Here is a 25,320-nt window from a genome sequence, read left to right as displayed (position 1 = left end):
CGGAGGGGGAGGGGGTCTTCGGGGATCCGCCTCCGGATCTTCGGGGGTCCGTCTCCGGGTCCGCCGGGACACGCCCGCGGGTCCAGGGGGCCGCCTGAAGGGAGAGGGGTTCGTATGCGCAGGAGAGCCAGGAGTGACAGGCTCGGCGACACCGCGATAGCCGCGGTCACCGTCGTGGCCCTCGGTTCCGGGGTGTGGCTGCTCGGCGGCGCCTCCGGGACGCACACGCCCCCGCAGCCTGCCGCCGCCGAGGGCCGCCCCGATCCGGCCGGCCCGGGACGCGCCGCCCGCGCCCTCGTCCCGTCGGCGCCGACCCGCATCCGCATCCCCGCGATCCACGTGGACGCCCCGCTGATGGGCCTGTCCCTCACCCGCTCCGGCAGCCTGGACGTGCCGCCCGCCCAGAACAAGAACCTGGCCGGCTGGTACGAGGCCGGCACCATGCCCGGCGAGACGGGCACCGCGATCGTCGCCGGCCACGTCGACAACACCGAGGGCCCGGCCGTCTTCTACGACCTCGGCGCGCTCAAGCGGGGCGCCCGCATCGAGGTGGACCGCCGGGACGGCACCGTGGCCGTGTTCACCGTGGACGCGGTGGAGGTGTACGCGGCGAACAACTTCCCCGACGCGAAGGTGTACGGCGCGGCGCGGCGCCCCGAGCTCCGCGTCATCACCTGCGGCGGCGGTTACTCCCAGGGCACGGGCTATCTGGGCAACGTGGTGGTGTTCGCGCACCTCACGGGGAGCCGCTGACGCTCCGCTGTCGCGCCGTTCCCCGCGCCCCCGCGGGTTGCGACCGGACGAGCGGGGTGGTGTCCACCCTGGCCGTGCAGGTGGCGGGCGCCGGGACCCTGCTGCGGACGGCGGAGGAGCAGGGAATGAGCGCGGAGCTGCTCACCCCGTTCCTGGACCTGACGGCCCGGCGCCTGGCGGCCGGGCACGGCCAGGAGGACATCGCCGGCCTGGCCCGCCGGATACGGCACCGTGTGCCACCTCCCGCGTTGAGCTTCCCTCGCGAACCGAGCCAGCGCCGGATCGCCGCGAGAGAGAGACCGTTCCGTCAACGACGAAGGCCCGTTTGCCTGAAGCTCGCCCGCCGCAGAATCGTCGCGCAGTGGGCACCAGGAACGCACCGACGACCAGGAGGATGCCCTGGATCACCAAACGGTGCCCAAGACGTCCCGAGGGAGGAGTTTGTCACCCGTCCGAACGCGGTCTGCGCCGGACCGGTCCGGCCGAGGTGGCTGCCCCGCTCATAGAGGGGCGGGTACGGCGGGCTCCGCCATGCGGCGGCGGTGATGAACTCGGGGCTCCGGCGCGGGCGGCCGCGCCGGAGCGGATGATGGGGTTCATGACAGGGCCATACCGGGGACGCGCCTGCGGATGGCCTCCAGTTCGGCCTCGTCGGAGACGCCCTGCCAGTCGTAGCGCGGCGTATATGGCGCTTCCAGGGCGCGCACCTCGTCGTCGGAGAGCTCGATGGCGAGGGAGGCCACGGCCTCGTCGATCTGCCGGATTGAATTGGCCCCGACCAGCGGCGCGGTCACGACCGGCTGGTGGCGCAGCCAGGCGAGGGCGACCTGCGCGCGGCTGACGCCGTGGGCGTCCGCCACCTGGCCGACCGCGTCGATGATCGCCCGGTTGGACGCCTCCTGCGCGGGCGAGTAGAGCAGGTCCGCGTAGGCGCCGTCCGTCCCGGAGCGCACCGTCGAGCGGGCGTCGTCCCAGGCGCGGGCGAGGCGGCCGCGGGCCAGCGGGGACCAGATGATCGTGCCGACCCCCTCGTCCAGGCACAGCGGGATCATCTCCCGCTCCTCCTCACGGGCCAGCAGGTTGTAGTGGTTCTGCATGGACACGAAGCGCGCCCAGCCGTTTCGCTTCTGCAGGTGCAGTGCCTTGGCGAACTCCCAGGCGTGCATCGACGACGCGCCGAGGTAGCGGACCTTGCCGGCCTTCACGAGGTCACTGAGCGCCTCCAGCGTCTCCTCCCACGGGGTCGCGTGGTCGTTGCGGTGAATCTGGTACAGGTCGATGTAATCCGTACCGAGGCGGCGCAGCGAATGATCGACCTCGGTCATGATCGCCTTACGCGACAGTCCCCGGCCGTTCGGTCCCAACCGCATCGGATGGCGCAGCTTGGTGGCGATCACTACGGCATCGCGGTCGGCGAAGTCCTTGAGGGCGCGGCCGAGTACTTCCTCGCTGGACCCGTTCGAGTACAGGTTGGCGGTGTCGAAGAAGTTGATCCCCGCCTCCAGTGCGTGCTTGATGAGCGGGCGCGCCTCCTCCTCGCCCTTCGACCAGACGGGATGGCCCCGGTCGGGGTCGCCGTAGGTCATGGCGCCGATCGCGATCGATGACACGTCCAGGCCGGTGGCGCCGAGCTTGATGTACCGCATGATGCTCCTCTAAAGTAAGCGGAGAGGTCTCCGGATAACGTAGTGGAGAGCTCTCCGCTTATCAAGGTGAGGTCCCGTGGTCCGTTCAGACGCCCGTGAGAACAGGGCGCGCATCCTGGCGGCCGCCCGCGAGGCGCTCTCGGCGGACGGCGGCGCGTCGATGAACCAGATCGCCCAGCGCGCGGGCGTCGGCGCAGGCACCCTCTACCGCAACTTCCCCACCCGCGAGGCCCTGGCGCTGGCCGTCTACCAGGACGAGGTGGCACGCATCACGGGCGCCGTGCCCGACCTGCTGGCCCGGATGCCGCCACTCGAAGCGCTCCGCCACTGGACGGCCGACCTGGTCGAAGCGATGCGCCGGAAGCACGGCCTCGGCGACGCACTCAGTCCCGGCGCGCACCAGGCGATCAGCGAGCAGAGCTACGGACCGGTCGTCGCCGCGATCACGGCGATCCTCAACGCCGGCAAGAAGGACGGAACCATCCGTGCGGACGCCGACCCCGGCGACTTCCTCCAGCTCACGGGGGCGCTGTGGCGCGCCGCATCCGGGCCCGAAGACCGGTCGCCGCGGATGCTCGCACTCATCCTCGACGGACTGCGCACACCACCGCAGCGCTAGCCCCGTCCGGTGGATTCGTGCCGGAATCGCGGGACCTCACAGGCCCCTCCCCCGCCCACCCGGACCCCTCACACCCCCCGGCCGCCCCTGCTGAGGGCAGCGTTCCTCATGGGAAACAGACGTGATGCGGCCGGGTAACGTCCCGGCCGCACGCTCAAGGGCATGACCTCGAATACGCGTGTGGTGGTGATCGGCGCCGGCCTCGCGGGCGCACGGCTCGCCCGGCGGCTCGGCGAGCTGGGCATGCCCGCGCTGCTCGTCGGCGAGGAGGAGCACCCGCCGTACAACCGGGTGCTGCTCGCCGAGGTGCTGGCCGGCCGGTACGCCCCCGAGGTGATCGGCCTGCCGGCGCCCGAGGGCCTGCTGCGCGCCCGGGTCACCGGTGTCGACCGGTCCGCCCGGACCGTCGCGTGTGCCGACGGCTCGTCGGTCGCATACGACACGCTGGTCCTGGCCACCGGATCCAATCCGGTGCTGCCCCCGCTGCGCGGACTGTTCACCGCCGGCCGCCAGCTCCCCGAGGGCGTCCACGCGTTCCGCACGATGGACGACTGCCTGGGGCTGGCCAAGGCGGTCCGGCCGGGCGTGCGCGCGGTCGTCGTCGGGGGCGGCCTGCTCGGGGTGTCCGCCGCCCGCGCACTCGCCGTGCGCGGGGCGCAGGTGGTCCTCGCCCAGCAGGCCGAGCGGCTCATGGAACGCCAGCTCGACCCGGACGCCTCCCGGCTGGTGCTCCGGCACCTCACCGAGCTGGGCGTCGAGGTGCACACCGAGTGCCGGGTGCGGGACGTGCGCTCGGTCGCGGGCGCGGTCCGCTCGGTGGAGCTGGCCGACGGATACGCCCTGGACGCCGACCTCGTCGTGGTCGCCTGCGGGGTGCGCCCGCGCACCGGACTCGCCGAACAGGCCGGTCTCGCCGTGCACCAGGGCATCCTCGTCGACGACGAACTGCGCACCTCCGACCCGCGCATCCACGCCGTCGGCGACTGCGTCCAGCACGACGGCACGGTCTACGGCCTGGCCGCTCCCGCTCTCGAACAGGCCGACGCGCTCGCCGAGTTGCTCGCCGGGGACGGCGGGTCGCGCTATCGAGGCACCCGTTCCCTGACCCGGCTGACCCTCACCGGCCCGGGTTCCCCCTTCGACCTGGCCGCGTTCGGCGAGACCGAGGCGCGCCCCGGCGACGACGTCGTACGGCTGGCCGACGCCACCCGTGGCACCTACCGCAAGGTCGTCGTCCGCGACGACCGCCTGGTCGGCGGGGTCCTCGTCGGCGAACTCGGCACCGTCGGCGCGCTCGCCCGCGCCTGGGAGGGAACGGAACCGCTCCCCGACGACGGCCCCCTGCTCCACCTGCTCACCAACGACGGAGGCTCCCGATGACCACCGCCCCCACGATCGTGCTCGTCGGCCACGGCATGGTCGGCCAGCGCTTCCTCGAAGCGCTCGCCGAGCGCGGCCTGACCGCCACGCACCGCGTGGTCGTGCTGTGTGAGGAGCCGCGCCCGGCGTACGACCGCGTCGCCCTCACCTCGTACTTCTCGGGCAGGACCGCCGAGGAGCTCTCCCTGACCGACATCGGGTTCATCGACGCGCACGGCATCGAGCTGTACCTCGGCGACCCGGCGGAGACGGTCGACCGCGAGGCGAGGACGGTGACGGCCAGGTCCGGCAGGGTGTTCGCCTACGACACGCTCGTCCTTGCCACCGGCTCGTACCCCTTCGTGCCGCCCGTCCCGAACAAGGACGCCGAGGGCTGTTTCGTCTACCGCACGATCGAGGACCTCCTCGCGATCGAGGAGTACGCGAAGGCGAGGGCGACCGTGGGTGCCGTGGTCGGCGGCGGTCTGCTCGGCCTCGAGGCGGCCGGCGCGCTGAAGGGCCTCGGACTCACCTCCCACATCGTGGAGTTCGCGCCGCGCCTGATGCCGGTACAGGTCGACGAGGGCGGTGGCGCGGCACTGCTGCGGACCATCGAGGGCATGGGCCTGACCGTGCACACGGGCGTGGGCACGCAGGAGATCCTGACGGACGCCGCGGGTGCCGTCACCGGTATGAAGCTGTCCGACGGCGGCGAACTGGCCACCGACATGGTGGTGTTCAGCGCCGGTGTACGGCCGAGGGACCAACTCGCCCGGGACTGCGGCCTTTCCGTCGGGGAGCGCGGCGGCATCACGGTCGACGAACAGTGCCGTACGGTCACCGACCCGCACGTCTTCGCGATCGGCGAGTGCGCGCTGGCGGCGGACGGCCGGGTGTACGGCCTGGTGGCGCCCGGCTATGAGCAGGCGGAGACGGCGGCCGCGACGATCGCCCGGGACGAGGCGGCCTTCACCGGTGCCGATCTGTCGACCAAGCTGAAGCTGCTCGGCGTGGACGTGGCGTCCTTCGGCGACGCGCACGGCACGACCGGGGACTGCCTGGACGTCGTCTACTCCGACTCCCGCGCCGGCCTGTACAAGAAGCTGGTCATCGGTGCGGACGGGACGCTGCTCGGCGGCATCCTGGTCGGTGACGCGGAGGCCTACGGCACCCTGCGCGCCCTGACCGGTTCGGTGCCGCCCGTCTCCCCCGAGTCGCTCGTCCTGCCCGCCGGAGCCGACGCGGGGGCCCGGCTCGGCCCGTCCGCGCTGCCGGACGAGGCGATCATCTGCTCCTGCCACAACGTGAGCAAGGGCGCGATCCGCGGGGCGGTGACGGAGCACTCGTGCGCCACCGTGCCCGAGGTGAAGAAGTGCACCAAGGCCGGCACCGGCTGCGGCTCCTGCGTCAAGGTGCTCGGCCAGCTGGTCGACGCCGAGCTGGAGGCGTCCGGCGTCGAGGTCGACAAGGGCCTGTGCGGCTGCTTCTCCCAGACCCGCGAGGAGCTGTACGAGATCGTCCTCGCCCTGCGCGTCACGTCGTACCAGGCGCTGCTGGACCGGCACGGCCGCGAGGGCGCCCGGGGCGGCGACGGCTGCGAGACCTGCAAGCCGGCCGTCGGCTCGATCATCGCCTCCCTCGCCCCGGCGATCGGCGCGAGCGGCTATGTCCTGGACGGCGAGCAGGCGGCCCTGCAGGACACCAACGACCACTTCCTGGCCAACCTGCAGAAGAACGGCTCGTACTCGGTGGTGCCGCGCATCCCGGGCGGTGAGATCGCGCCCGAGAAGCTGATCGTGATCGGCGAGATCGCCCGGGACTTCGGCCTCTACACGAAGATCACCGGCGGCCAGCGGATCGACATGTTCGGCGCGCGGGTCGAGCAACTGCCGCTCATCTGGGCGCGGTTGGTGGACGCGGGCTTCGAGTCGGGCCACGCCTACGGCAAGGCGCTGCGCACGGTGAAGTCCTGCGTGGGCTCCACCTGGTGCCGGTACGGCGTCCAGGACTCGGTCAGGATGGCGATCGACCTGGAGCTGCGCTACCGGGGCCTGCGCTCCCCGCACAAGCTGAAGTCGGCGGTCTCCGGCTGTCAGCGCGAGTGCGCCGAGGCCCGGTCGAAGGACTTCGGCGTGATCGCCACCGCCGGCGGCTGGAACCTGTACGTCGGCGGCAACGGCGGCGCCACCCCGCGCCACGCCGACCTGCTGGCCCAGGACCTGTCCGACGCCGAACTGGTCCGTCTGATCGACCGGTTCCTGATGTTCTACATCCGCACCGCCGACCGCCTGGAGCGCACCTCGGCCTGGCTGGAGCGGATCCCGGGCGGCCTGGACCACGTACGGGACGTCGTCGTGCACGACTCGCTCGGCATCTGCGACGAGCTGGAGCAGCTGATGCGAGCACATGTCGCGCACTACCGCGACGAGTGGGCCGAGACCATCAACGACCCGGAGAAGCTCGCCCGGTTCGTGTCCTTCGTGAACGCCCCGGACACCCCGGACCCGGTCGTCGCCTTCGTCCCCGAGCGCGACCAGATCAAGCCCGACCTGCCGCTGCTGTCCATCGGCATGCGGCCCGCCGACGACGTCCTGGAAGGAAGCGCCCGATGACCCTGGCTCTGGAGACCACCGATCTGAAGGTCCAGCTCCGGCTGGCCGAAGGCTGGTTCACCGCCTGCGACCTGAGCGCGCTCACGCCGGGCCGCGGGGTGGCCGCCCTACTGCCGGACGGCCGCCAGGTGGCCCTCTTCCGGGACCGCGCCGACCGGCTGTACGCCGTCGACAACCGCGATCCCTTCACCGGCGCGGCCGTCCTCTCCCGCGGCCTGACCGGCACCCACCAGGAGCGCCCGTTCGTGGCCTCGCCCCTGCTGAAGCAGCGCTTCGACCTGGTCAGCGGGGAGTGCCTGGACGACGGGGAGGTGCGGGTGACGGCGTACGAGGTGCGGACCCAGCAGTTTTCTTGACTGATCGTTTCAGTAAGGCCTAGGCTGCCAGGCATGGCCCGGACCAAGGAATTCGACCCGGACGCCGCGCTGCAGGCGGCCCTGGAGCTGTTCTGGCGGCGCGGCTACGAGGCGACGTCGATGGCCGACCTGGTCGCGCACCTGGGGATCGGCAGGGCGAGCCTGTACGCGACGTTCGGCAGCAAGCACGAGCTGTACCTGCGGGCGCTGGACCGGTACGGGCAGGCCCAGAACCCCCTGCTCACCCGGGAGCTGTCCCGGCCGGGCCCGGTGCTGCCGGCCGTGCGCGCACTGGTGCTGCGGTTCGCCGCCGAGGCCGCCTCCGAGGCGCGGCGCGAGCAGGGCTGCCTGGTCACCAACACGGCCGTCGAGCTGGCCCCGCACGACCGGGCCGCGGCCCGCCGGGTGGAGCAGAGCTGGGACCACCTGGAGACACTGCTGCACTCGGCGCTGGTCCGCGCCCAGGAGCAGGGCGAGCTGGCCGGGGACCGCGCCCCGCAGGCGCTGGCCCGCATGCTGCTCGTCCTGCTGCAGGGGCTGCGCGTGGTCGGCAAGGCCTGCGCGGACCCGGCCCGGGTGCGGGACGCGGCGGAACAGGCACTGGCGCTGCTCGACTGAGCCACACGGTCGGCGGCGCCGTCTTTGTACCTCTTACTGGATCGATCGGTCAAAAAATGGGGAACACCATGAAGCATCGCTTCACCGGGCGTACGGCCCTGGTCACCGGCGCGGGCACCGGCATCGGACGCGGCATCGCACTCGCCTTCGCCCGCGAGGGCGCGAACGTGGTCGTCGCCGGACGGCGCGGGGGGCCGCTGGAGGAGACGGTGGCGCTGATCGAACGGGCCGGGGGCAAGGCGCTGGCCGTCACCGCCGACGTGACCCGCGCCGACGACCTGCGGGCCCTGGTGTCCGCCGCCGTGGACCGGTTCGGCTCCCTCGACGTGGCGGTGAACAACGCCGGTGTCATGACGGGGCGCGGCCGGCCCGCGGCGGACCTGTCCGAGGAGGACTGGCGGACCATGCTCGACATCAACGTCACCGGCGTCCTCCTCGCCCTCCAGGCCGAGGTCGCCCAGATGCGGACCCAGCCGAACGGCGGCGCCGTCGTGAACATCGCCTCCCGGATCGGCGTCCACAGCAGGCTGCGCGGCACCACCGGCTACGCCGTCACCAAGGCGGCCGTGTCGGTCCTCAGCCGCGCTGCGGCTCTCGACCACATCGGCGACGGTGTCCGCATCAACGCCGTCAGCCCCGGCCCCACGGCCACGCACATGTCCTTCAGGCCCGGCGAGACGGAGGCCGACCGGGCCGCCCGGATGCGCACCGAGGTCCCGCTCGGCCGGGTCTGCACCATCGAGGAGATCGCCGCGGCCGTGCTCTACCTCGCCTCGGACGACGCGGCGTCCGTCGTCGGCACCGACCTGGTGGTGGACGGCGGCTCCACGGCCTGACCGGGACACCGGTCGGCTCAGTCGATCCCGGACCGCTCCACGCCGGCCACGATCCACCGCTGGAAGCACAGGAACACCAGCAGCAGCGGAAGGATCGACACGACGGCCGCGACGAACAACTCGTGCAGCCGGATCACCTGGGACGTGGTGAACGACGACAGCGCCACCTGGACGGTCCAGGCGCTCTGGTCCTGCCCGATCACCAGTGGCCACAGGAAGGAGTTCCACGCGCCGAGGAAGACGATCGTGCCGACCGCCGCGAACACCGGCCGCGCGTTCGGCACGACCACCAGCCAGTACGTGCGCCAGTACCCGAGCCCGTCGACCTGCGCCGCGTCCTCGAGTTCCCGCGGGAACCCGAGGAAGTACTGGCGGAAGACGAAACAGGCGAACGCGGAGAACAGCGTCGGGATGATCAGCCCGCGCAGGGTGGAGATCCAGCCCAGCGTCGACACCAGCACGAAGCTCGGTACGAAGGTGACGGCGGCCGGGACCAGCAGGGTGCCGAGGATGCCGTAGAAGACCTTGCTCGCGTGCCGGTAGGGGATGCGGGCGAGGCCGTAGCCGGCGAGGGACGCGAGGACCAGGGTGCCCAGCGTGGTGGCGACGGCGATCAGCGCCGAGTTGAGCAGCGAGCGCGCGAACGGAACGGACGGATCGTCGAACAGCTCCCGGACGTTCCCCCACCTCACCTCTTGTGGAAAGAAGGTCCATTCGGGTGAGGTGATGTCCTGCTCGCTGGACAGCCCGTTGCGCACGAGCAGATAGAACGGGATCAGGAAGATCAGCGCGAGCACGACGAGCAGCACCAGCCTGAGCGCCCGTCCGGCCCGTACCAGGGCGTCATCCATCGGCGTCCGTCCTTCCCAGCCGCAGCCACCGCGCCTGCCCCACCGTGACGACCGCGATGACCAGCGCGAGGATCACCGCACCCGCGCTGCCGAGTCCCAGGTTCTGCCCCTGCCCGAGGGCCACGTAGTACAGGTAGACCAGCGGCGGCCGTGCGTACGGCGGATACCCCCGGGCGTCGGACAGCAGGTTGTAGAACTCGTCGAAGGCCTGGAAGGCGTTGATGACGAGCAGCAGCACCACCGCGACGGAGGTGGCTCGCAGCTGGGGCAGAGTGATGTGCCGCAGCACCGTCCAGCCGGGCCGGGCCCCGTCCACGGCCGCCGCCTCGTAGAGCACCGGGTCGATCCGCTGCAGCCCGGCAAGGAAGAGGATCATGTAGAAACCGGCCTGCAGCCACAGCCTTACGGTCACGATGACCAGCCAGTACCACGGCGGATCGGTGGTCGACAGCCAGGCGACGGGATCACCGCCGAACCACCCCAGCACGGTGTTGGCCAGCCCGAACCGCACCCCGCTGAAGACCGACATCTTCCACACCAGGGCGGCGACGACGTAACTGCACGCGGCAGGAAGGAAGAAGACCGACCGGAAGAACGCCCGAGCGCGTTCCAGGCGGTTCACCATCAGGGCGAGGGCGAGGGAGAACACGTACGTCGCCGGCACGATGAAGGCGGTGAAGACGAGGAAGGTCTCCAGGCTGCCGACGAACGCGTCGTCCCGCAGCATCTCCGTGTAGTTGTCCAGCCCGACGAAGTGCGTGGGCGTGACGGTGTTGTGGGCGTCGAAGAAACTGAGACCCACGCTCCACACCAGCGGAACATAGGTGAACAGCGCGAGCCCGAGCGCGAACGGCCCGACGAACACCCAGAACCAGAGGGTCCTGCGGCGCCTCACGACGTCTTCTGCGCCTTCTTCACACGGTCGAGCTCGCCGGCCACCTTCCGTACGACGGCCCGCAGTTCGCTCTCCGGACCGGCTCCGCTCCTGATGATCCGGCTGAGCGCGTCCTGGTAGGCGGTCTGGCTCGCCGGTGTCCACAGCAGGGGCTGGGCGTAGCCGTGCTCGGTGGTGAAGCGCACGGCGTCGGCGGCCGCGCCCGACCGCAGCTTGGCCGCCTTCTTGGCGAGGGAGATCCGGGCCGGGATGTGGAAGCCGTAGGACAACGCGAAGTCCTCCTGGTAGGCGGTCCGTTGGACCCACAGCCACCGCACGAACTCCTTGGCGGCCTCCCTGTGCCTGCTGCGCGCGCTGACGGCGGCACCGTAGGCCCCGACGGGAACGGAGGGCCTGCCCCCACTGCCGTCCCCGGGGAACGGCAGCACCCCGAAGTCGTCGCCGAGTCCCTTCTGCACCTGCGGCAGCGCCCACAGCCCGGACCACTGCATCGCGGTCAGCCCCTGGACGAAGGCGGACGGATCGGACCAGTCGGTGGGCGCACCGAGCAGGAGGGACTTGTCGGCGTACAGCTGGTGCAGCTTGCCGAGGGCGCGGGCGGCGGCGGGATCGTCGAACCCGACCTTGCCGTCCTCGGTGACGAGGGAGAACCCGGCGGCATACAGGGGCGTACCGCCGAGCACACCGGCGCCCCCGTCGTTGCCCAGGAACAGCCCCTTGACCTTGCTGGTGGTGAGCTTGCGGGCCGCGTCCACGAGGGCGTCGAGCGTGGTGGGCGGCTCGACCCCGGCGTCCTTCAGCAGGCTCTTTCGGTAGTAGAGCATCTGCATGTCGACGACCTGCGGGACGCCCCAGATCCGTCCGTCGTACGTCTTGGGCGTGAGGACGGCCGGATTGAAGTCGTCCCTGACGCCTTCCAGCAGATCGGTGAGGTCGACGACCTGACCGCCCTGGATCTGGTCGAGCGTAGGCCCGTTGACCTCGAAGACGTCCGGCCCCGAGTCGGTCAGCAGGGCGGCGGCGGTCTGCTGGTCGTAGTTCCCCGGCCGCCACTGCACCCTGACGTGCGCCTTCTTGTAGGCGGCGGCGTACCGCTCGACGGCCTGCTCGGTGCCGGCCTCACCGTACTGGTGATACCACTGCGCCAGTTCGACCCCGGAACTCCCGCCGCCTCGCCCGGTGTTGGCCCCACACCCAGCGAGCAGCCCGGCACCCGCACCGGCTCCCACGGCCAGCAGCGCCCTGCGGCTCATCCTCATCGTCTGTGCCCCCTGACGTTCGTCATCGATGCACGGCCCAACGATCAACCATGCGCGACGATTACGAAAGAGGGGTTGCGGCCGTGTGTCAGGGGCGAGGGCGTCGCGACCGGCCTCTGGGCTCAGCTGGCTTCGGTGCGCTTCCCCAGTCAGAGCCATGCCGGCGCGTGATCGACACAGGCCGCTCGGAGCGTCCAGTTCGAGGCGGTGCAGGTGGCCGCGCGGCACGACCACGGCAGTGCCGGCAGTCAGCCGCCCCATCTCGGTGGACCTCCTCACCGCTGACGACCTCATGTCCACGTCCGCGCTGGGGTTGGTCGGGCAGATCGTGGACGGTCTGACGGAGTGCGGGCCGGCCGCGGAGGATGCCCTGCCCAGGCCCCCCACGCCGGGCACCACTCCGACGACTCCTGCGCTCCCTCAGTCCCGCCGGATCAACTCCGGGTCGACCCGCCGCCCTACCAGCGGCAACGAGCCGAGAGCGGCGACGACAACGGCCCAGAGCGCGCAGGCGAGCAGCAGCGGCACGCCGTGCCCGTCCCAGAAGATCGCACCGCCGCCGGTGACGAGGTAACTCGACTCGGCGGCCTTCCCGGTGACGACGGCCAACACCAGCCCCAGGGTCAACGGCATCACAACCTGAGCAACTTGCGCGGCCCGCTGGGTGCGGGAACGCGCACCCAGCAAGGCCAGTGCCGTGACCTGCGGCTTGCGTTCCATAGCCCGGTCCGTGGCTGCGACCAGGTAGGCGGCCACGCCGATGACCAGGCCGAGGACCATACCGATGGCCAGCAGCGTCTTGACGACAGCGATCTGCTGCAGGGCGGTTACGTTGATCCCGTAGGGGTCCACTGCGATCGTGGGATCGACGCCGCCGATCCCGTCCAACACGGCTCGCACGGTTGCGGGGTCGGAGTCACTGACCAGGACCAGAGTGCCACTGTCGGGACGGTATCCGGCGGGGAGGAAGGAGGGCGGCAGGAGGACATCAGCGTCCATCGCCTGGATGTCGTCCCAGTCGCGGTACCGAAGGATGCCTTGCGGCACTTTCAGTCGCTGGACGCGGCGCTGTCCGTCCTTCCAGAAATGGAACCGGAAGGTCGCTCCCGGCTTGACGTCGTCGTGAGGATATCCGTTGACCACGTCCAGCAGCCGGACGGGACGGCCGTCTACGCAGCCGTCGACCTTCGGCACCGACTCACGCAGCTGGCTGCACGTGGTGATCACCGCGTCGATAACGGGTTGGTACGCGTCGACGCGCAGATCCGACCATGAGTGGATTCGAAGGGCATGCCCTCGAACGCCTCTGATGCTCTCCAAAGCGTGCTGTTGCTCGGCCGTCACACCGTCGAGCCCCACGCTGTAGACCTGCGCCGGTGAGTTGTGCTTGGAAATCTGGTCGAGTTCGATGAGCACGCCTTGGACGAGCGAGGTCGCGTACACCACCAGGACCAGGCCGGTCGCCACGCGGAGGGCACCGCCCGTTTCCGCCTGGTTGCGGCGCATGGCCAGGCACAAGGGCAGCGAGCTGCTGGACCGGGCCACCCTGCGGGCAAGGACTTGTGAGAGGAGTGGGAGTGTCCATACGAGACCTGCACCGACCAGTACGACGGCCAGGGGCATGAGGACGGCGGAAAGTCGAGTGTCCCGCGGCGCATGGCCCGTGGCGCCCGCCACGCAGTACCCGGTGACGATACCCAGCCCGGGAACGAGCGGAAGCAGCCCCCACTTGGCCGGTGTTTTCTGCACGGCACTGCGCCGTACGGCAAGCGGATCCGCCGCCGCCGTCCGGGCACTCGCCCGACCCACGAACCATGCGAGGGCGGGACAGCCCAGCAGACAGACGAGGATCGTCGACAGGCTGAGGGCGCCGTCGCCCGGATACCACTTGAAGCCGGGAAGCCCCGCACGGCTGATCATTTGATTGACCAACCCGTAGATTCCGAGGCCGAGCACGGCGCCGAGCAGTACGGCAGCTACCGTCTCGGCCGCATTGACCCGCTGAACAGCCTTCGTGCTCATGCCGAGAAGTCGTAGTGCGGCCAGCCGCCGTACACGGACGGCCGCGGAGAGCCTGGCACACACCGAGAGGAAGACCGCCAGTGGCAGCAGTACGACACCCGCGAGGGTGAACCGCACGATGTCGAGGGTCGAGTTCTCCACTGTGGGGGTCGGCGGGTAGGGCTCACCGAAGAGCGTGACAACGTCGGCGTGCCTGAGTTTGTCCGGGGAGACGCCGATGTACGCGTACAACTCGTCGGGGTGCGCGAGGCCCTGGGCGCCGATGAGTCCCCGCTCCCGCCCTGGCAGGAGCCGGGCGAGCCCTGGCTCCTGATGAAGCGCCTCATGCAACCGGGGAGACAGGACGAGCTCGCCCTGGCGCGGAAGTGCTGCCAGGCCCGGTGGCGGTTCGATGTGTTTGGTACCGACCCCGATGAAGACACGGGTCATGGGACGGGATCCGAGCGGGTCCGTCCTGATCAGTCGCCGCGGAGCCCCCCTGGTGCCGATGCAGTGCCCCTGTGAGTCCCTGGCGCAGGTCGGCTCGCGTGCCGCCATGCGGGCGTCCTGGGCTGCCAGGATCCCCGGGATGGTCAGGACTGCGGCCAGGCAGCTCACACCGATCGCACTGCCCAGGCTCATGAGGAGGAACCTCACCCGGTTCCCCCGCCCGCTGCCCAGGAGCAGGCGCAGCCCCAAAAGCAGTTCTCTCACGTCGCCTCCCGGGTGTGGGCTGCGAGCGCCCCGTCGGACATCGTGTAGTGGGTGTCCGCTCGTGCTGCCACCTGCTGGTCATGCGTGACAAGCACCACGGCCGTCCTCTGGGACCGCGCGAGCTCCAGGAACTCATCCAGTACGGCAGTGGCGTTGGCACTGTCGAGGGAGCCGGTGGGCTCGTCGGCAAACACGACGGCCGGCTGGTGGACCAGCGCGCGAGCCACGGCCACGCGCTGGTTCTGACCTCCGGACACCTGTGAGGGCCGGCGGCGGCGCAGGTCCGCGAGGCCGAGCCGGTCGAGTACCTCGCCCGCGGCGGCGAGCGCGGGAGCCTTGCGTTGTCCGGCGAGGCGAAGAGGTAGGGCTGTGTTCTCCTCGATGGTCAGCTCCGGGAGCAGTTCGCCGTACTGGAAGACGAACCCGAACCGCTCGCGACGGAGGGCGCTAAGTTGCTCGTCCGACAGCTCGGCGAGGACGCGCCCCTCGAATCGGACCTCGCCACGGGCGACAGGAAGGACTCCGGCCAGGCAGTACAGCAGCGACGACTTGCCCGAGCCGCTCTGCCCGGTGATCGCCGCGACCTCGCCGCGACGCAGGGAGATTTCCGCGTTCCGGACCGCGGGGGTGTCGCCGTAGAAGAGGTCGACGCCCGCGGCGGACAGGACTTCTGGCGTATTGATGGCTTCCCCTAGGGAGAGTGCGAGCCCGGATGCGGGGATCCGGGCTCTGGCTGTCGGTACGTCCTAGTGGTTGGCGAAGTGCTGCCCGGGAGAGCAGTTGTCCGGACGCAGGCTTCCCCGGTCCCGACACGCGCGCATGTACGCGTTGATGGTGTAGCGCTGAGCCCCGTCCCAGTTGGAGTGGTGCATCCACACCGACCGCTTCTGCTTGCCGTTGTACCGGACCCAGTCGTGCCCCTCGACGCGGACCTGCATGTAGACGTTGTGGCCGTCACCGCCATTCGCGTCGCGGAGCCTGCCGGCCCACTCGAAGGCACCGTGGTTCACTCCCGCGGGGTTGAACTTGTACTGGCCCTCCGCGAACTCGACGCCGCCTGATGTCAGTGCAGGAATCGATGCGGACCAAGCCGCGGCCGCCGTCCCCCCAGCCGTGAGGATCAAACCGGCCGCTGCCAAGCCCGCCAACGCCTTCTTCATCTTGATGCCTCCGTCATCACCGGCAGCTCCGACAGCCACCGCGTGATCACGGAATGTAACTCTATGAAAGCGCAAAGAAACGATCTGCCCTACCCATCACCACCACATCAGGTGATCGACAACCAGACACCGGCCGAAAGCCGCCGGTCCTCCTTGCCATGTCCAACTGAGCGGCTGTACCTGCCGCATGAAGTCGATCACGAGCGCGAGCCCCTGAAGGCCGAAGCGCGGCCCAGGCTGCCCTGTGAGGGGCGGCAGATGGCGAGTTCCCAGCTCAGGCTGTTGGCCTTACACCTTGTGCGGGTGCCGCCTCTGTGCAGAACGTCAACGGACCGGAACTCGTGCCTGTGGTCGGCCGGGTGCCGCCGGAGGTGCGGGCCGGGAAGTCGGCCTTCCCGTCGCCGCTCATTTCGCCGACCGCGTCGAAGGCGTCGTAGCCGGTCCAGGCGCTGCGCACCTTGATCCGCGAGGAGAAGGCCTCGGAGCCGGACTTGCCGGTGTCCTTGTACAGGTACAGGTACAGGTACAGGTCGCCGGTGCTGGACTGTGGCGGGCGAGCAGGTCGGCCCTGCCGTCCCGGTGAGATCGCCCTGGCCGCGCACGGAGTTGTACTGGTTCCAGCCGGTGCGGACCGAGAAGCGGGAGCCGAAGGTGCCGTTGCCCTTGCCCGGGTAGATCCACAGTGTCCCGCCGGAGTCCACCGAGAGGATGTCGGGCAGGTTATCGCCGGTGACGTCACCCGGCGCGATGATCCGGGTGCGGGTCTTCCCGCCGGTGAAGATCTTCGTTTCGGTCCAGGAGCCGTCCGTACGGGCGCTGTTGAGTACGAAGTGCTCCCAGTACACGTCACCGGTGGAGCTGACCCGGTAGATCAGGTCCTGGTAGCCGTCCCGGTTGAGGTCCGTCAGGTGTCACCTGGGGACGGCTGACGCGTTGACATAGCGAGCGGGCAACGCCTCCCGTCGGGCATGGCGTGCCAGAAACCTCAGCAAAGGATCGAGTGACGCAAATGATCGAAATCTCGCGGATTGCGGCTGTCGCGCTTCTCGCTGTCGGCGGGCTCGGCGTGACCGCCTCCACTGCCTCGGCGGCCGCGCCTCTCGCCGGCCCTCAGCCAGTGGGTCTGAATGTTGGGGGACTCCTTCAGTTCCCGCCACCGGCCCAAGGCACCAACCCGGACGGGTCGCCCACCGGCGGGGTGCTGTACCAGCTGGCGGGGGCCATCCCATCGGCGGCGGGCGCGCTGTAGGGGCAAACCCAGCTAGGGCATCCATCGTCCTTCCAGCCGTGCCCGAGGGCAACGAGGGCACCACACCCTCGCGCGGGTTCATCGACAGCCAACGCCAGCAAACGCCATTTTGCCTTGTCAGCGACTTAAGTTGACAGTCTCCGCAGAGAGATGCCCGGAGAGGCGGCACCCCCGCACAGGGTGCCGCCTCTCCTCTTTCGTGCGCCGGAGCCGCCGCCGATCGGTGAGGGTCGGGGACCAGCGGCGGCTCCGGGGTCAAGTGGCCCGCCAGGGCCTAGCGGTGGTCGCTGCCCGCCGACTGCGTCGCCGCGCGGCCCGCCTCCAGGCGGGCGACCGGGATGCGGAAGGGGGAGCAGGAGACGTAGTCCAGGCCGACCTCGTGGAAGAAGTGGACGGACTCGGGGTCACCACCGTGCTCGCCGCAGACGCCGAGCTTGAGGTCGGGGCGGGTGCGGCGGCCGGCCTCGGCGGCGGCCTTCACCAGGGAGCCGACGCCGTCCTTGTCGATCGTCTCGAAGGGGGACACGCCGAAGATGCCCTTCTCCAGGTACGCCGTGAAGAAGGAGGCCTCGACGTCGTCGCGGCTGAAACCCCACACCGTCTGCGTCAGGTCGTTCGTGCCGAAGGAGAAGAACTGCGCCGCCTCGGCGATCTGGCCGGCGGTCAGCGCGGCGCGCGGCAGTTCGATCATCGTGCCGATGGCGAGCTTGAGCTGCGTACCCGTCGCCGCCTCGACCTCCGCGACGACCTTGTCGGCCTCCTCGCGGACAATCTCCAGCTCCTGGACCGTACCGACGAGCGGGATCATGATCTCCGCACGCGGGTCGCCCTTCGCGGCCTTGCGTTCCGCCGCCGCCTCGGCGATCGCCCGAACCTGCATGGTGAACAGGCCGGGGATGACCAGGCCGAGCCGCACGCCGCGCAGGCCCAGCATCGGGTTCTGCTCGTGCAGGCGGTGTACCGCCTGGAGCAGGCGGAGGTCGTTCTCGTGCGGCTCCTGGCGGGACTCGGCCAGGGCCACGCGGACCGAGAGCTCCGTGATGTCAGGCAGGAACTCGTGCAGCGGGGGGTCCAGGAGACGAATCGTCACCGGGAGGCCGTCCATCGCCTCGAAGAGCTCCACGAAGTCCTTCTTCTGGAGGGGCAGAAGGGCCTTCAGGGACTCCTCGCGCTCGCTCTGCGTGTCCGCCAGGATCAGGCGCTCGACCAGCTCACGGCGGTCGCCGAGGAACATGTGCTCCGTGCGGCACAGCCCGATGCCCTGGGCGCCGAAGCGGCGGGCCCGCAACGCGTCCTCGGCGTTGTCGGCGTTGGCCCGCACGCGCAGGCGGCGCTTGCGGTCGGCGAAGGCCATCATGCGGTGGACCGCCTCGACCAGCTCGTCCGCGTCGTCGGCGCCGGGGTGCATCCGGCCCTCGAAGTACTCCACGACCGGGGAGGGGACCACGGGGACTTCGCCCAGGTAGACCTTGCCGGACGAGCCGTCGATGGAGATCAGGTCGCCTTCCTCGACGACGTGACCGCCGGGGACCGTCATGCGGCGGCGCTTGGTGTCGACCTCCAGCTCCTCCGCGCCGCAGACACAGGTCTTGCCCATGCCGCGCGCGACCACCGCCGCGTGGGAGGTCTTGCCGCCGCGCGACGTGAGGATGCCCTCCGCCGCGATCATGCCGTCCAGGTCGTCGGGGTTCGTCTCACGGCGGACCAGGATGACCTTCTCGCCCGAGCGGGACCACTTGACGGCCGTGTAGGAGTCGAAGACCGCCTTGCCGACCGCCGCGCCCGGCGACGCCGCGATGCCGCGCGCCACCTGGTCGACCTTCGCGTGCTCGTCGAAGCGCGGGAACATCAGCTGGGCCAGCTGGGCGCCGGTGACCCGCTGGAGGGCCTCCGTCTCGTCGATCAGGCCCTGGTCCACCAGCTGGGTCGCGATGCGGAAGGCCGCGCCCGCCGTGCGCTTGCCGACGCGGGTCTGGAGCATCCACAGCTGACCGCGCTCGATCGTGAACTCGATGTCGCAGAGGTCCTTGTAGTGGTTCTCCAGGGTCTCCATGATCTGCATCAGCTGGTCGTACGACTTCTTGTCGATCGACTCCAGCTCCGCCAGGGGGACGGTGTTGCGGATGCCCGCGACCACGTCCTCGCCCTGGGCGTTCTGCAGGTAGTCGCCGTAGACGCCCTGGTGGCCGGAGGCGGGGTCACGGGTGAAGGCGACGCCCGTGCCGGAGTCGGGGCCCAGGTTGCCGAAGACCATCGAGCAGACGTTGACGGCCGTACCGAGGTCGTGCGGGATGCGCTCCTGACGGCGGTACAGCTTCGCGCGGTCGCCGTTCCACGAGTCGAAGACCGCCTTGATGGCGAGGTCCATCTGCTCGCGCGGGTCCTGCGGGAAGTCCCGGCCGGCCTCCTTCTTGACGATCTTCTTGAAGGTGGTGACCAGCTTCTTCAGGTCGGCGGCCTCCAGGTCGGTGTCGACCGTGACCTTCTTGGCCTCCTTGGCCGTCTCGAGGGCCTCCTCGAAGAGGTCGCCGTCGACGCCGAGGACGGTCTTGCCGAACATCTGGATCAGACGGCGGTAGGAGTCCCAGGCGAACCGGTCGTCGCCGGCCTGCTTGGCCAGGCCCTGCACCGACTTGTCGGAGAGGCCGATGTTCAGGACCGTGTCCATCATGCCGGGCATGGAGAACTTGGCGCCCGAGCGGACGGAGACCAGGAGAGGGTTGTCGGCCTGGCCGAGCTTCTTGCCCATGCGGGTCTCGAGGGCGTCGAGGTGCGCACTCACCTCGTCACGCAGTGCCGCGGGCTCCTCACCACTCTCCAGGTAGACCTTGCAGGCCTCGGTGGTGATCGTGAAGCCGGGAGGGACCGGCAGACCGAGGTTGGTCATCTCGGCGAGGTTGGCGCCCTTGCCACCGAGGAGGTCCTTGAGGTCCTTGTTGCCCTCGGTGAAGTCGTAAACGAACTTCGCTACGTGGGGTTCTTTGTTTTCCGACACGGGTCTCGACTCCTTGAGGCCACGGTGGCTGCCCTGACGGCGAGGAACATACCCAGATCGAAGGCGCATGGGTACGTCCACTCGTGCGTCATGCGCCCGTAACCAGCCGTCCGCCACTGGATCGAAAGTCAAGGCTTGGCAAGCCAGCACGCCGGGATGCCTTCATTTCTTGAACGCAATACCTCCCTGGAGTCGGGTTTTCCGCTCAGATGAGCAGGTGTATCGCACGTCTGAGTTCGATCGATGAACGATCAAGGGGTGGCACCCAGTGCCACCCCTTGGAGAAGTGCAGTCGCCCATGATCCGCTCATCTGAGCGCAACCCTTATCAAGGGTGGCGAGAATCACGCTCCCACAGCTCGCCGGATTTCACCATGCGGACCGCTTTCCGATCTGGAAACACCCACGTCACACCGGTCCCTCAGACACCCAGCACCCGCAGCCGCTCCTCCACCCGCTCCGGCGCGTAGAGGTGTTCCACCACCAGCGCCCCCGCTCCGATGAGCGCGGCCCGCTCCCCCAGGCGGGAGGTCACGACGTCGAGGTGGGCCGTGGAGCGCGGCAGCGCCCGCTGGTACAGCAGTTCACGCACACCGGTGAGGAAGGGCGTCCCGGCGAGGTCGCCCGCGATCATCAGCACGCCGGGGTTGAGGAGGGTGACCACCGTGGCCAGTACGTCCCCGACCCGGCGGCCCGCCTCCCGGGCCAGCGCCGCCGCCTGCGGATGCCCGGCGGCCAGCAGGTCCCGCACGTCCGAGCCGGAGGCGGCCGGCACCCCGCTCTCCGCCAGCCGCCGGGCCACGGCGCCCCCGCTCGCGACGGCGGCGAGACAGCCGTACGAGCCGCACCGGCACAGCGCGTCCGCGCCGACCCGGATGTGGCCGATGTCGCCCGCGCCGCCGTCGATCCCCCGGTAGACGGCGCCGTCCACGACCACCCCGGCGCCGATTCCCGTGGACACCTTGACCAGCACGAAGGCCGCGCAGTCGGGGTGTCCGGCGCGCTGTTCGCCGTAGGCCATGAGGTTCGCGTCGTTGTCCACCAGGACAGGCACGGCCGGGGCGCCGGCGCGTTCGGTGAAGGCGCGGGAGAGGCGGCCCGTTATGTCGTAGCCGTCCCAGCCGGGCATCATCGGCGGCTGCACCACCCGGCCGGTTCCCGTGTCCACCGGGCCGGGCACGGCGAGCCCGATGCCGCCGACGTCCGCCGCCGGGCGCCCGGTCTTCTCCAGCAGCCGGGCGAACCAGTCGCCGAGTTCGCCGAGCACGGCCTCCGGTCCGTCCTCGACGACCAGGGTGCCCGAGTGCTCGGCGAGGATCTCGCCGGTCAGGGAGAGTACGGCCGCGCGGGCGTGCCGGGTGTCCAGGTCGGCGGCGAGGACGACCGCGTGGGAGTCCTCGAACTCCAGGGTGATGGAGGGGCGGCCGCCGAGGGGCGAGTCGACCGGGCCGCCGGCACCCTCGCGCAGCCAGCCCGCCCGGAACAGCCGGTCCAGGCGCTGGCCGACGGTCGCCCGGGACAGCCCGGTCGCCTGCTGGAGCGCACCGCGTGTCACGGCCCGTCCGCTGCGCACCAGTTCGAGCAGTTCTCCGGCGCCGGCCTGACCGCCGGCTCTGACAGCCCTTCCCTGACGTCCGGTCATGCGCACCCCCTTGTGCTTCCCAAGCCTGCATTACATAGTGAGTTTTGCGTGTTAAATAGACGTAACTCTACGACGGTTACCACCAAACCCGGCCGGCCCGGCCGGGTGCCATCGTCTTCGGGGAGCCCCGAGTGGACCGCAGCACGCAGCTCACCGTCCGTCCCGCAGCGTGCGAGACCGCATACGATCCCCCGGCCTCCGGTATGTCCTTGCACATCAGAGCGGCCCAGGTGCTCGACGCGAACTGGACGGGCGGCTCGACGGTCCCCTCCCGGAGCCTGTATCCGCACCAGTGGTCCTGGGACTCGGCGTTCATCGCGATCGGCCTGAGGCACGTCTCGCCGCTGCGGGCCCAGACCGAGCTGGAGACGCTGCTGGCGGCCCAGTGGGCCGACGGGCGCGTCCCCCACATCGTCTTCAACCCCTCCGTACCGCTCGACGCCTACTTCCCGAGCCCCGACTTCTGGCGCTCCAGCAGCGCGGGGCGTGCCGCGGGCGCCCCGCGCACCGTACAGACCTCGGGGATCGTGCAGCCACCGGCGCACGCGCTCGCGGCCTGGCTGGTGCACCGCGCCGACCCCGGCCTGTCCCGGGCGCGCGGCTTCCTGGCCCGGATGTACCCGCGCCTGGCCGCCTGGCACCGCTATCTGCTGCACCGCCGGGACCTGGGCGGCGCGGGGCTGGCGTCCGTGGTCCATCCGTGGGAGCAGGGCATGGACAACAGCCCCTGCTGGGACGCCCCGCTCGCCCGGATCGCCCCGGCCCCCGCCCGCTCCTTCCGCCGCGCCGACCTCGCCCACGGCGCGGCCGAGGACCGGCCGACGGATCTGGACTACGGGCGGTACGTGCGGCTGGCCGCCGACTACCGGGACAGCGGATACCGCGACGGCGGACACCGGGGCGGTACGGGCGGGAAAGGAGGGGCCGGGGGCGGGGAGTTCGCCGTCGAGGACCCTTCCTTCAACGCCCTGCTCATCGCCTCCGAGCACGCGCTGGCCCGGATCGCCGAGGAGCTGGGCGCCTCCGGCACCGCGCGGCACGAGCGCGCCGAGCGGCTGACGGCGGCGCTGGCGGAGCGGCTGTGGGACCCGGCGGCCGGCATGTTCCTGTGCCGGGACCTCAGGGGCGGCGGGCTGATCCGCGAGCGGGGCGTGTCCGGGCTGATCCCCCTGCTGCTGCCCGGCCTGCCCCACGGCATCGCCGCCGAGCTGGTCCGCACCCTGCGGGGCCCCCACTTCTCGCTCGGCGACCGTACCCGGCTCGTCCCCAGCTACGACCTCCTCGGCGAGGCTTTCGACCCGCACCGGTACTGGCGCGGTCCGGCCTGGTTCAACACCAGCTGGCTGCTGGAGCGGGGCCTGCGCGTGCACGGCGAGCGGGAGCGGGCCGACGCGCTGCGCGCGGCCGTGCTGCACCTCGCCGAGACCACCGGTTTCGCGGAGTACGTCGACCCCCACACCGGCGAGGGCTGCGGCGCGACCGGCTTCGGCTGGACCGCCGCGCTCGCCCTCGACCTGCACCACGAGCTGCACAAAGACCTTCTCAAGGGCGCCCGCGAGGGCGTGACCGAGGCGGCCACCGGCACGTTCGACAGGAATGACGAAGGAGGCGACCGGGCATGACGGACCGGCATCATCTGCTCGTGCACGGGGCGACGTTCGCCGCCGTGGGCGACCGGGGCGACATCAGCGGGGTCCGGGGCAGCGGCTCTCCGGACGGGTTCTTCGTACGGGACGCCCGGCACCTCAGCCGCTGGCAGCTCACCGTCGACGGGGCCGTGCCCGAGGTGCTCACCCCGGTCACCGACGGTGACGCGGCCCGCTGTGTACTGGTCCCCCGCGGCGGGAGGCAGGAGCCCCCGGCGCACACCCTCTTCCGCCGGCAGGCCGTCGGCGACAGCTCGTTCGTCGAATCGCTCAGGGTGACCAGCAACCGCCCGGTGCCCACCACCGTCCGGCTCGCCCTCACCGCCGACGCCGACTTCACCGACCAGTTCGAACTCCGCTCCGACCACCGCACCTACGCCAAGCCCGGCGCCGTACGCTCGCGCGAAGTCCTCGACGACGGCATCGAGTTCACCTACCGGCGCGCCGAATGGCGGTCCCGTACGACCATCACGGCCGACCCCGCCCCCGACGCCGTGGAGGAGACCGGCACCGGCGCCCGCCGCCTGGTGTGGACCCTCGACCTGGCGCCGCACGGCACGACCGAGCTGGTGCTCCGCGTGATCGCCCGCCCGCACGGCGAGAAGCGCGCCCTGCGCGTGCCCCGTGACCCGGCCTCCGTGCACGAGCAACTCCTGGCCGAGGAAGAGCAGTTCGTGGAGGGCGTGGCCTTCCCGACCGGCTGGCCGGAACTGGCGGCGGCCTGCGCACGAGGCCTCGCCGACCTGGCCGCGCTGCAGGTGCCGGCGCGCGGCCCCGACGGCGAGGAACTGCGTGTCCCGGCCGGCGGCGCCCCCTGGTTCCTCACCCTGCTCGGCCGGGACGCCCTGCTCACCTCCCTGTTCGCGCTGCCGTACCGCCCGGAACTGGCCGCCGCCACGCTCCCCGCGCTGGCCGCGACCCAGGCGACCGGAACCGGACCGTTCCCGGTCGCCCAGCCCGGCAAGATCGTGCACGAGGTACGGCACGGCGAACTGGCCCACTTCGGGCAGGTGCCGTTCGGGCGGTACTACGGCTCGGTCGACGCGACCCCGCTGTTCCTTGTCCTGCTGGGCGCGTACGTCGAGCAGACCGGGGACACCGGTCCGGCCCGGCGCCTGGCGGAGCACGCGCGTGCCGCCGTCGGCTGGATGCTGGACCACGGCGGCCTGACCTCGCGCGGCTATCTCGTCTACCGAGCCGACGAGGGCGGCCTCGCCAACCAGAACTGGAAGGACTCCCCCGGCGCCATGTGCTGCGCCGACGGCACCCGGCCCACCGGCGCGGTGATGGCGGCGGGCGCGCAGGGCTACGCGTACGACGCGCTGCGCCGCACGGCATGGCTGGCGCGCACGGTGTGGGACGACGAGACGTACGGGGCGCTGCTCGAGCAGGCCGCCGCCGATCTCCGGGACCGTTTCCAGCGGGACTTCTGGATGCGGGAGCACTCCTTCCCGGCGGTCGCGCTGGACGGCGCGGGCCGGCAGATCGACGCGCTGGCGTCCGACGCGGGGCATCTGCTGTGGTCCGGGCTGCTGGACAAGGAGTACGGCGAGGTGGTGGGCCGGCGGCTGCTGGAGGAGGACTTCTTCTCCGGCTGGGGTGTCCGGACGCTGGCCGCCGGGCAGGCGGCGTACCACCCGCTGTCCTATCACCGCGGCTCCGTCTGGCCCCATGACAATGCGCTGATCACGTTGGGTCTGGCGCGGTACGGACTGCACGACGAGGCCCGTGCGGTGGCACACGCGCTGGTCGACGCGGCGGTGGTGGCGGGGTACCGGCTGCCGGAGGTCCTCGCGGGGTACGGGCGGGACACGCATCCGGAGCCGGTGCCGTATCCGCATGCCTGCGTACGGGAGTCGCGGTCGGCCGCGGCACCGCTTGCGCTGCTGACAGCGGTAGGGGGCGTGTAGCACCGTCGTCGGCCGCGGGTCCGTGCCGGCCGGCCGGGCCCGCGCGGCGGAGCGCGTGTCGCTCACGGCCCGCGCCCCTGCGGGGGGTGCGGCCGGCGTTTGCCAGGTGTTTGCCCCGCGCTGTGAACGAGCGTCCTGAGGTGGTCGTACGGGAGGGCGGATCGGTCTCGCAGGGAAGGACGCCGGGTTGTCTCAGGACA

General features: G+C 70.9%; 19 protein-coding genes and 1 pseudogene. 10 read left to right on the top strand and 10 right to left on the bottom strand.

Annotated features, from left to right (window positions below; translation table 11 throughout):
* Positions 1 to 114 precede the first annotated feature (114 nt).
* Together AB0L59_RS03050 and AB0L59_RS03045 are read left to right on the top strand one after the other, a co-directional pair.
* Entirely contained in the window at positions 115 to 753 is a 639-nt protein-coding gene (locus AB0L59_RS03050; protein ID WP_365578560.1) for a class F sortase, read from the top strand.
* Positions 754 to 794: 41 nt separating this feature from the next.
* Positions 795 to 1,259, top strand: a pseudogene (locus AB0L59_RS03045) (hypothetical protein); the annotation flags it as partial.
* A gap of 90 nt (positions 1,260 to 1,349) precedes the next feature.
* Here AB0L59_RS03045 and AB0L59_RS03040 read toward each other — a convergent pair.
* Positions 1,350 to 2,399: an aldo/keto reductase gene (locus AB0L59_RS03040; RefSeq protein ID WP_365578558.1), complete on the bottom strand. Its 1,050-nt coding sequence runs from the start codon at positions 2,397 to 2,399 to the stop codon at positions 1,350 to 1,352.
* A gap of 76 nt (positions 2,400 to 2,475) precedes the next feature.
* Here AB0L59_RS03040 and AB0L59_RS03035 point away from each other — a divergent pair, with 76 nt between their 5' ends.
* The 6 genes from AB0L59_RS03035 (at position 2,476) to AB0L59_RS03010 (ending at position 8,799) form a co-directional block, all read left to right on the top strand.
* A complete protein-coding gene (locus tag AB0L59_RS03035) occupies positions 2,476 to 3,018 on the top strand; it encodes a TetR/AcrR family transcriptional regulator (protein ID WP_365578556.1) in 543 nt (180 codons plus the stop codon).
* 162 nt (positions 3,019 to 3,180) lie between these two features.
* Positions 3,181 to 4,398 carry an FAD-dependent oxidoreductase gene (locus AB0L59_RS03030; protein WP_365578554.1) on the top strand — a complete coding sequence of 406 codons (1,218 nt, stop codon included), beginning with the start codon at positions 3,181 to 3,183 and terminating at the stop codon, positions 4,396 to 4,398.
* Positions 4,395 to 6,989, top strand: a complete 2,595-nt coding sequence (gene nirB, locus AB0L59_RS03025; RefSeq protein ID WP_365578552.1) for a nitrite reductase large subunit NirB — start codon at positions 4,395 to 4,397, stop codon at positions 6,987 to 6,989. The genes AB0L59_RS03030 and nirB overlap by 4 nt, the downstream gene beginning before the upstream one ends.
* Positions 6,986 to 7,345, top strand: a complete 360-nt coding sequence (gene nirD, locus AB0L59_RS03020) for a nitrite reductase small subunit NirD (RefSeq protein ID WP_365578550.1) — start codon at positions 6,986 to 6,988, stop codon at positions 7,343 to 7,345. The genes nirB and nirD overlap by 4 nt, the downstream gene beginning before the upstream one ends.
* Positions 7,346 to 7,378: 33 nt before the next feature.
* Complete coding sequence (locus AB0L59_RS03015) at positions 7,379 to 7,963, top strand: helix-turn-helix domain-containing protein (RefSeq protein WP_365578548.1); 585 nt, start codon at positions 7,379 to 7,381, stop codon at positions 7,961 to 7,963.
* Positions 7,964 to 8,031: 68 nt separating this feature from the next.
* A complete protein-coding gene (locus tag AB0L59_RS03010) occupies positions 8,032 to 8,799 on the top strand; it encodes an SDR family oxidoreductase (protein WP_365578546.1) in 768 nt (255 codons plus the stop codon).
* Positions 8,800 to 8,816: 17 nt separating this feature from the next.
* Here the strand turns inward: AB0L59_RS03010 and AB0L59_RS03005 are convergent, their stop codons facing one another.
* The 9 genes from AB0L59_RS03005 to AB0L59_RS02965 form a co-directional block, all read right to left on the bottom strand.
* On the bottom strand, positions 8,817 to 9,650 hold the full coding sequence (locus AB0L59_RS03005) for a carbohydrate ABC transporter permease (protein ID WP_365578544.1): 834 nt from the start codon (positions 9,648 to 9,650) through the stop codon (positions 8,817 to 8,819).
* Positions 9,643 to 10,545, bottom strand: a complete 903-nt coding sequence (locus AB0L59_RS03000; protein ID WP_365578542.1) for a sugar ABC transporter permease — start codon at positions 10,543 to 10,545, stop codon at positions 9,643 to 9,645. Before AB0L59_RS03000 ends, AB0L59_RS03005 begins: the two co-directional genes overlap by 8 nt.
* Positions 10,542 to 11,804 (bottom strand): sugar ABC transporter substrate-binding protein, encoded by a 1,263-nt coding sequence (locus tag AB0L59_RS02995; protein WP_365578540.1) that lies wholly within the window; start codon positions 11,802 to 11,804, stop codon positions 10,542 to 10,544. Before AB0L59_RS02995 ends, AB0L59_RS03000 begins: the two co-directional genes overlap by 4 nt.
* A gap of 420 nt (positions 11,805 to 12,224) precedes the next feature.
* Positions 12,225 to 14,255 carry an FtsX-like permease family protein gene (locus AB0L59_RS02990; RefSeq protein ID WP_365578538.1) on the bottom strand — a complete coding sequence of 677 codons (2,031 nt, stop codon included), beginning with the start codon at positions 14,253 to 14,255 and terminating at the stop codon, positions 12,225 to 12,227.
* A gap of 260 nt (positions 14,256 to 14,515) precedes the next feature.
* Positions 14,516 to 15,202: an ABC transporter ATP-binding protein gene (locus AB0L59_RS02985; protein WP_365579487.1), complete on the bottom strand. Its 687-nt coding sequence runs from the start codon at positions 15,200 to 15,202 to the stop codon at positions 14,516 to 14,518.
* Between the two features lie 63 nt (positions 15,203 to 15,265).
* Entirely contained in the window at positions 15,266 to 15,679 is a 414-nt protein-coding gene (locus AB0L59_RS02980) for a hypothetical protein (RefSeq protein WP_365578536.1), read from the bottom strand.
* 197 nt (positions 15,680 to 15,876) lie between these two features.
* Complete coding sequence (locus AB0L59_RS02975; RefSeq protein ID WP_365578534.1) at positions 15,877 to 16,524, bottom strand: hypothetical protein; 648 nt, start codon at positions 16,522 to 16,524, stop codon at positions 15,877 to 15,879.
* A gap of 678 nt (positions 16,525 to 17,202) precedes the next feature.
* A complete protein-coding gene (gene ppdK, locus AB0L59_RS02970; protein ID WP_365578532.1) occupies positions 17,203 to 19,923 on the bottom strand; it encodes a pyruvate, phosphate dikinase in 2,721 nt (906 codons plus the stop codon).
* Between the two features lie 420 nt (positions 19,924 to 20,343).
* Complete coding sequence (locus AB0L59_RS02965; protein ID WP_365578530.1) at positions 20,344 to 21,564, bottom strand: ROK family protein; 1,221 nt, start codon at positions 21,562 to 21,564, stop codon at positions 20,344 to 20,346.
* Positions 21,565 to 21,695: 131 nt separating this feature from the next.
* On the opposite strand from AB0L59_RS02965, the gene AB0L59_RS02960 reads away from it, so the two are divergent.
* Positions 21,696 to 23,186 (top strand): hypothetical protein, encoded by a 1,491-nt coding sequence (locus AB0L59_RS02960; protein WP_365578528.1) that lies wholly within the window; start codon positions 21,696 to 21,698, stop codon positions 23,184 to 23,186.
* The gene (locus AB0L59_RS02955) at positions 23,183 to 25,120 is read left to right on the top strand and encodes a glycogen debranching N-terminal domain-containing protein (RefSeq protein WP_365578526.1); all 1,938 of its coding nucleotides are present in this window, start codon (positions 23,183 to 23,185) and stop codon (positions 25,118 to 25,120) included. The genes AB0L59_RS02960 and AB0L59_RS02955 overlap by 4 nt, the downstream gene beginning before the upstream one ends.
* The last annotated feature ends 200 nt before the right edge of the window (positions 25,121 to 25,320 follow it).

It is taken from the genome of Streptomyces sp. NPDC052109 (assembly GCF_040680195.1).
Classification (GTDB): domain Bacteria; phylum Actinomycetota; class Actinomycetes; order Streptomycetales; family Streptomycetaceae; genus Streptomyces.
The sequence above is the reverse complement of the archived record's forward strand: the minus strand, read 5'-3'. Positions and strand labels throughout refer to the sequence as shown.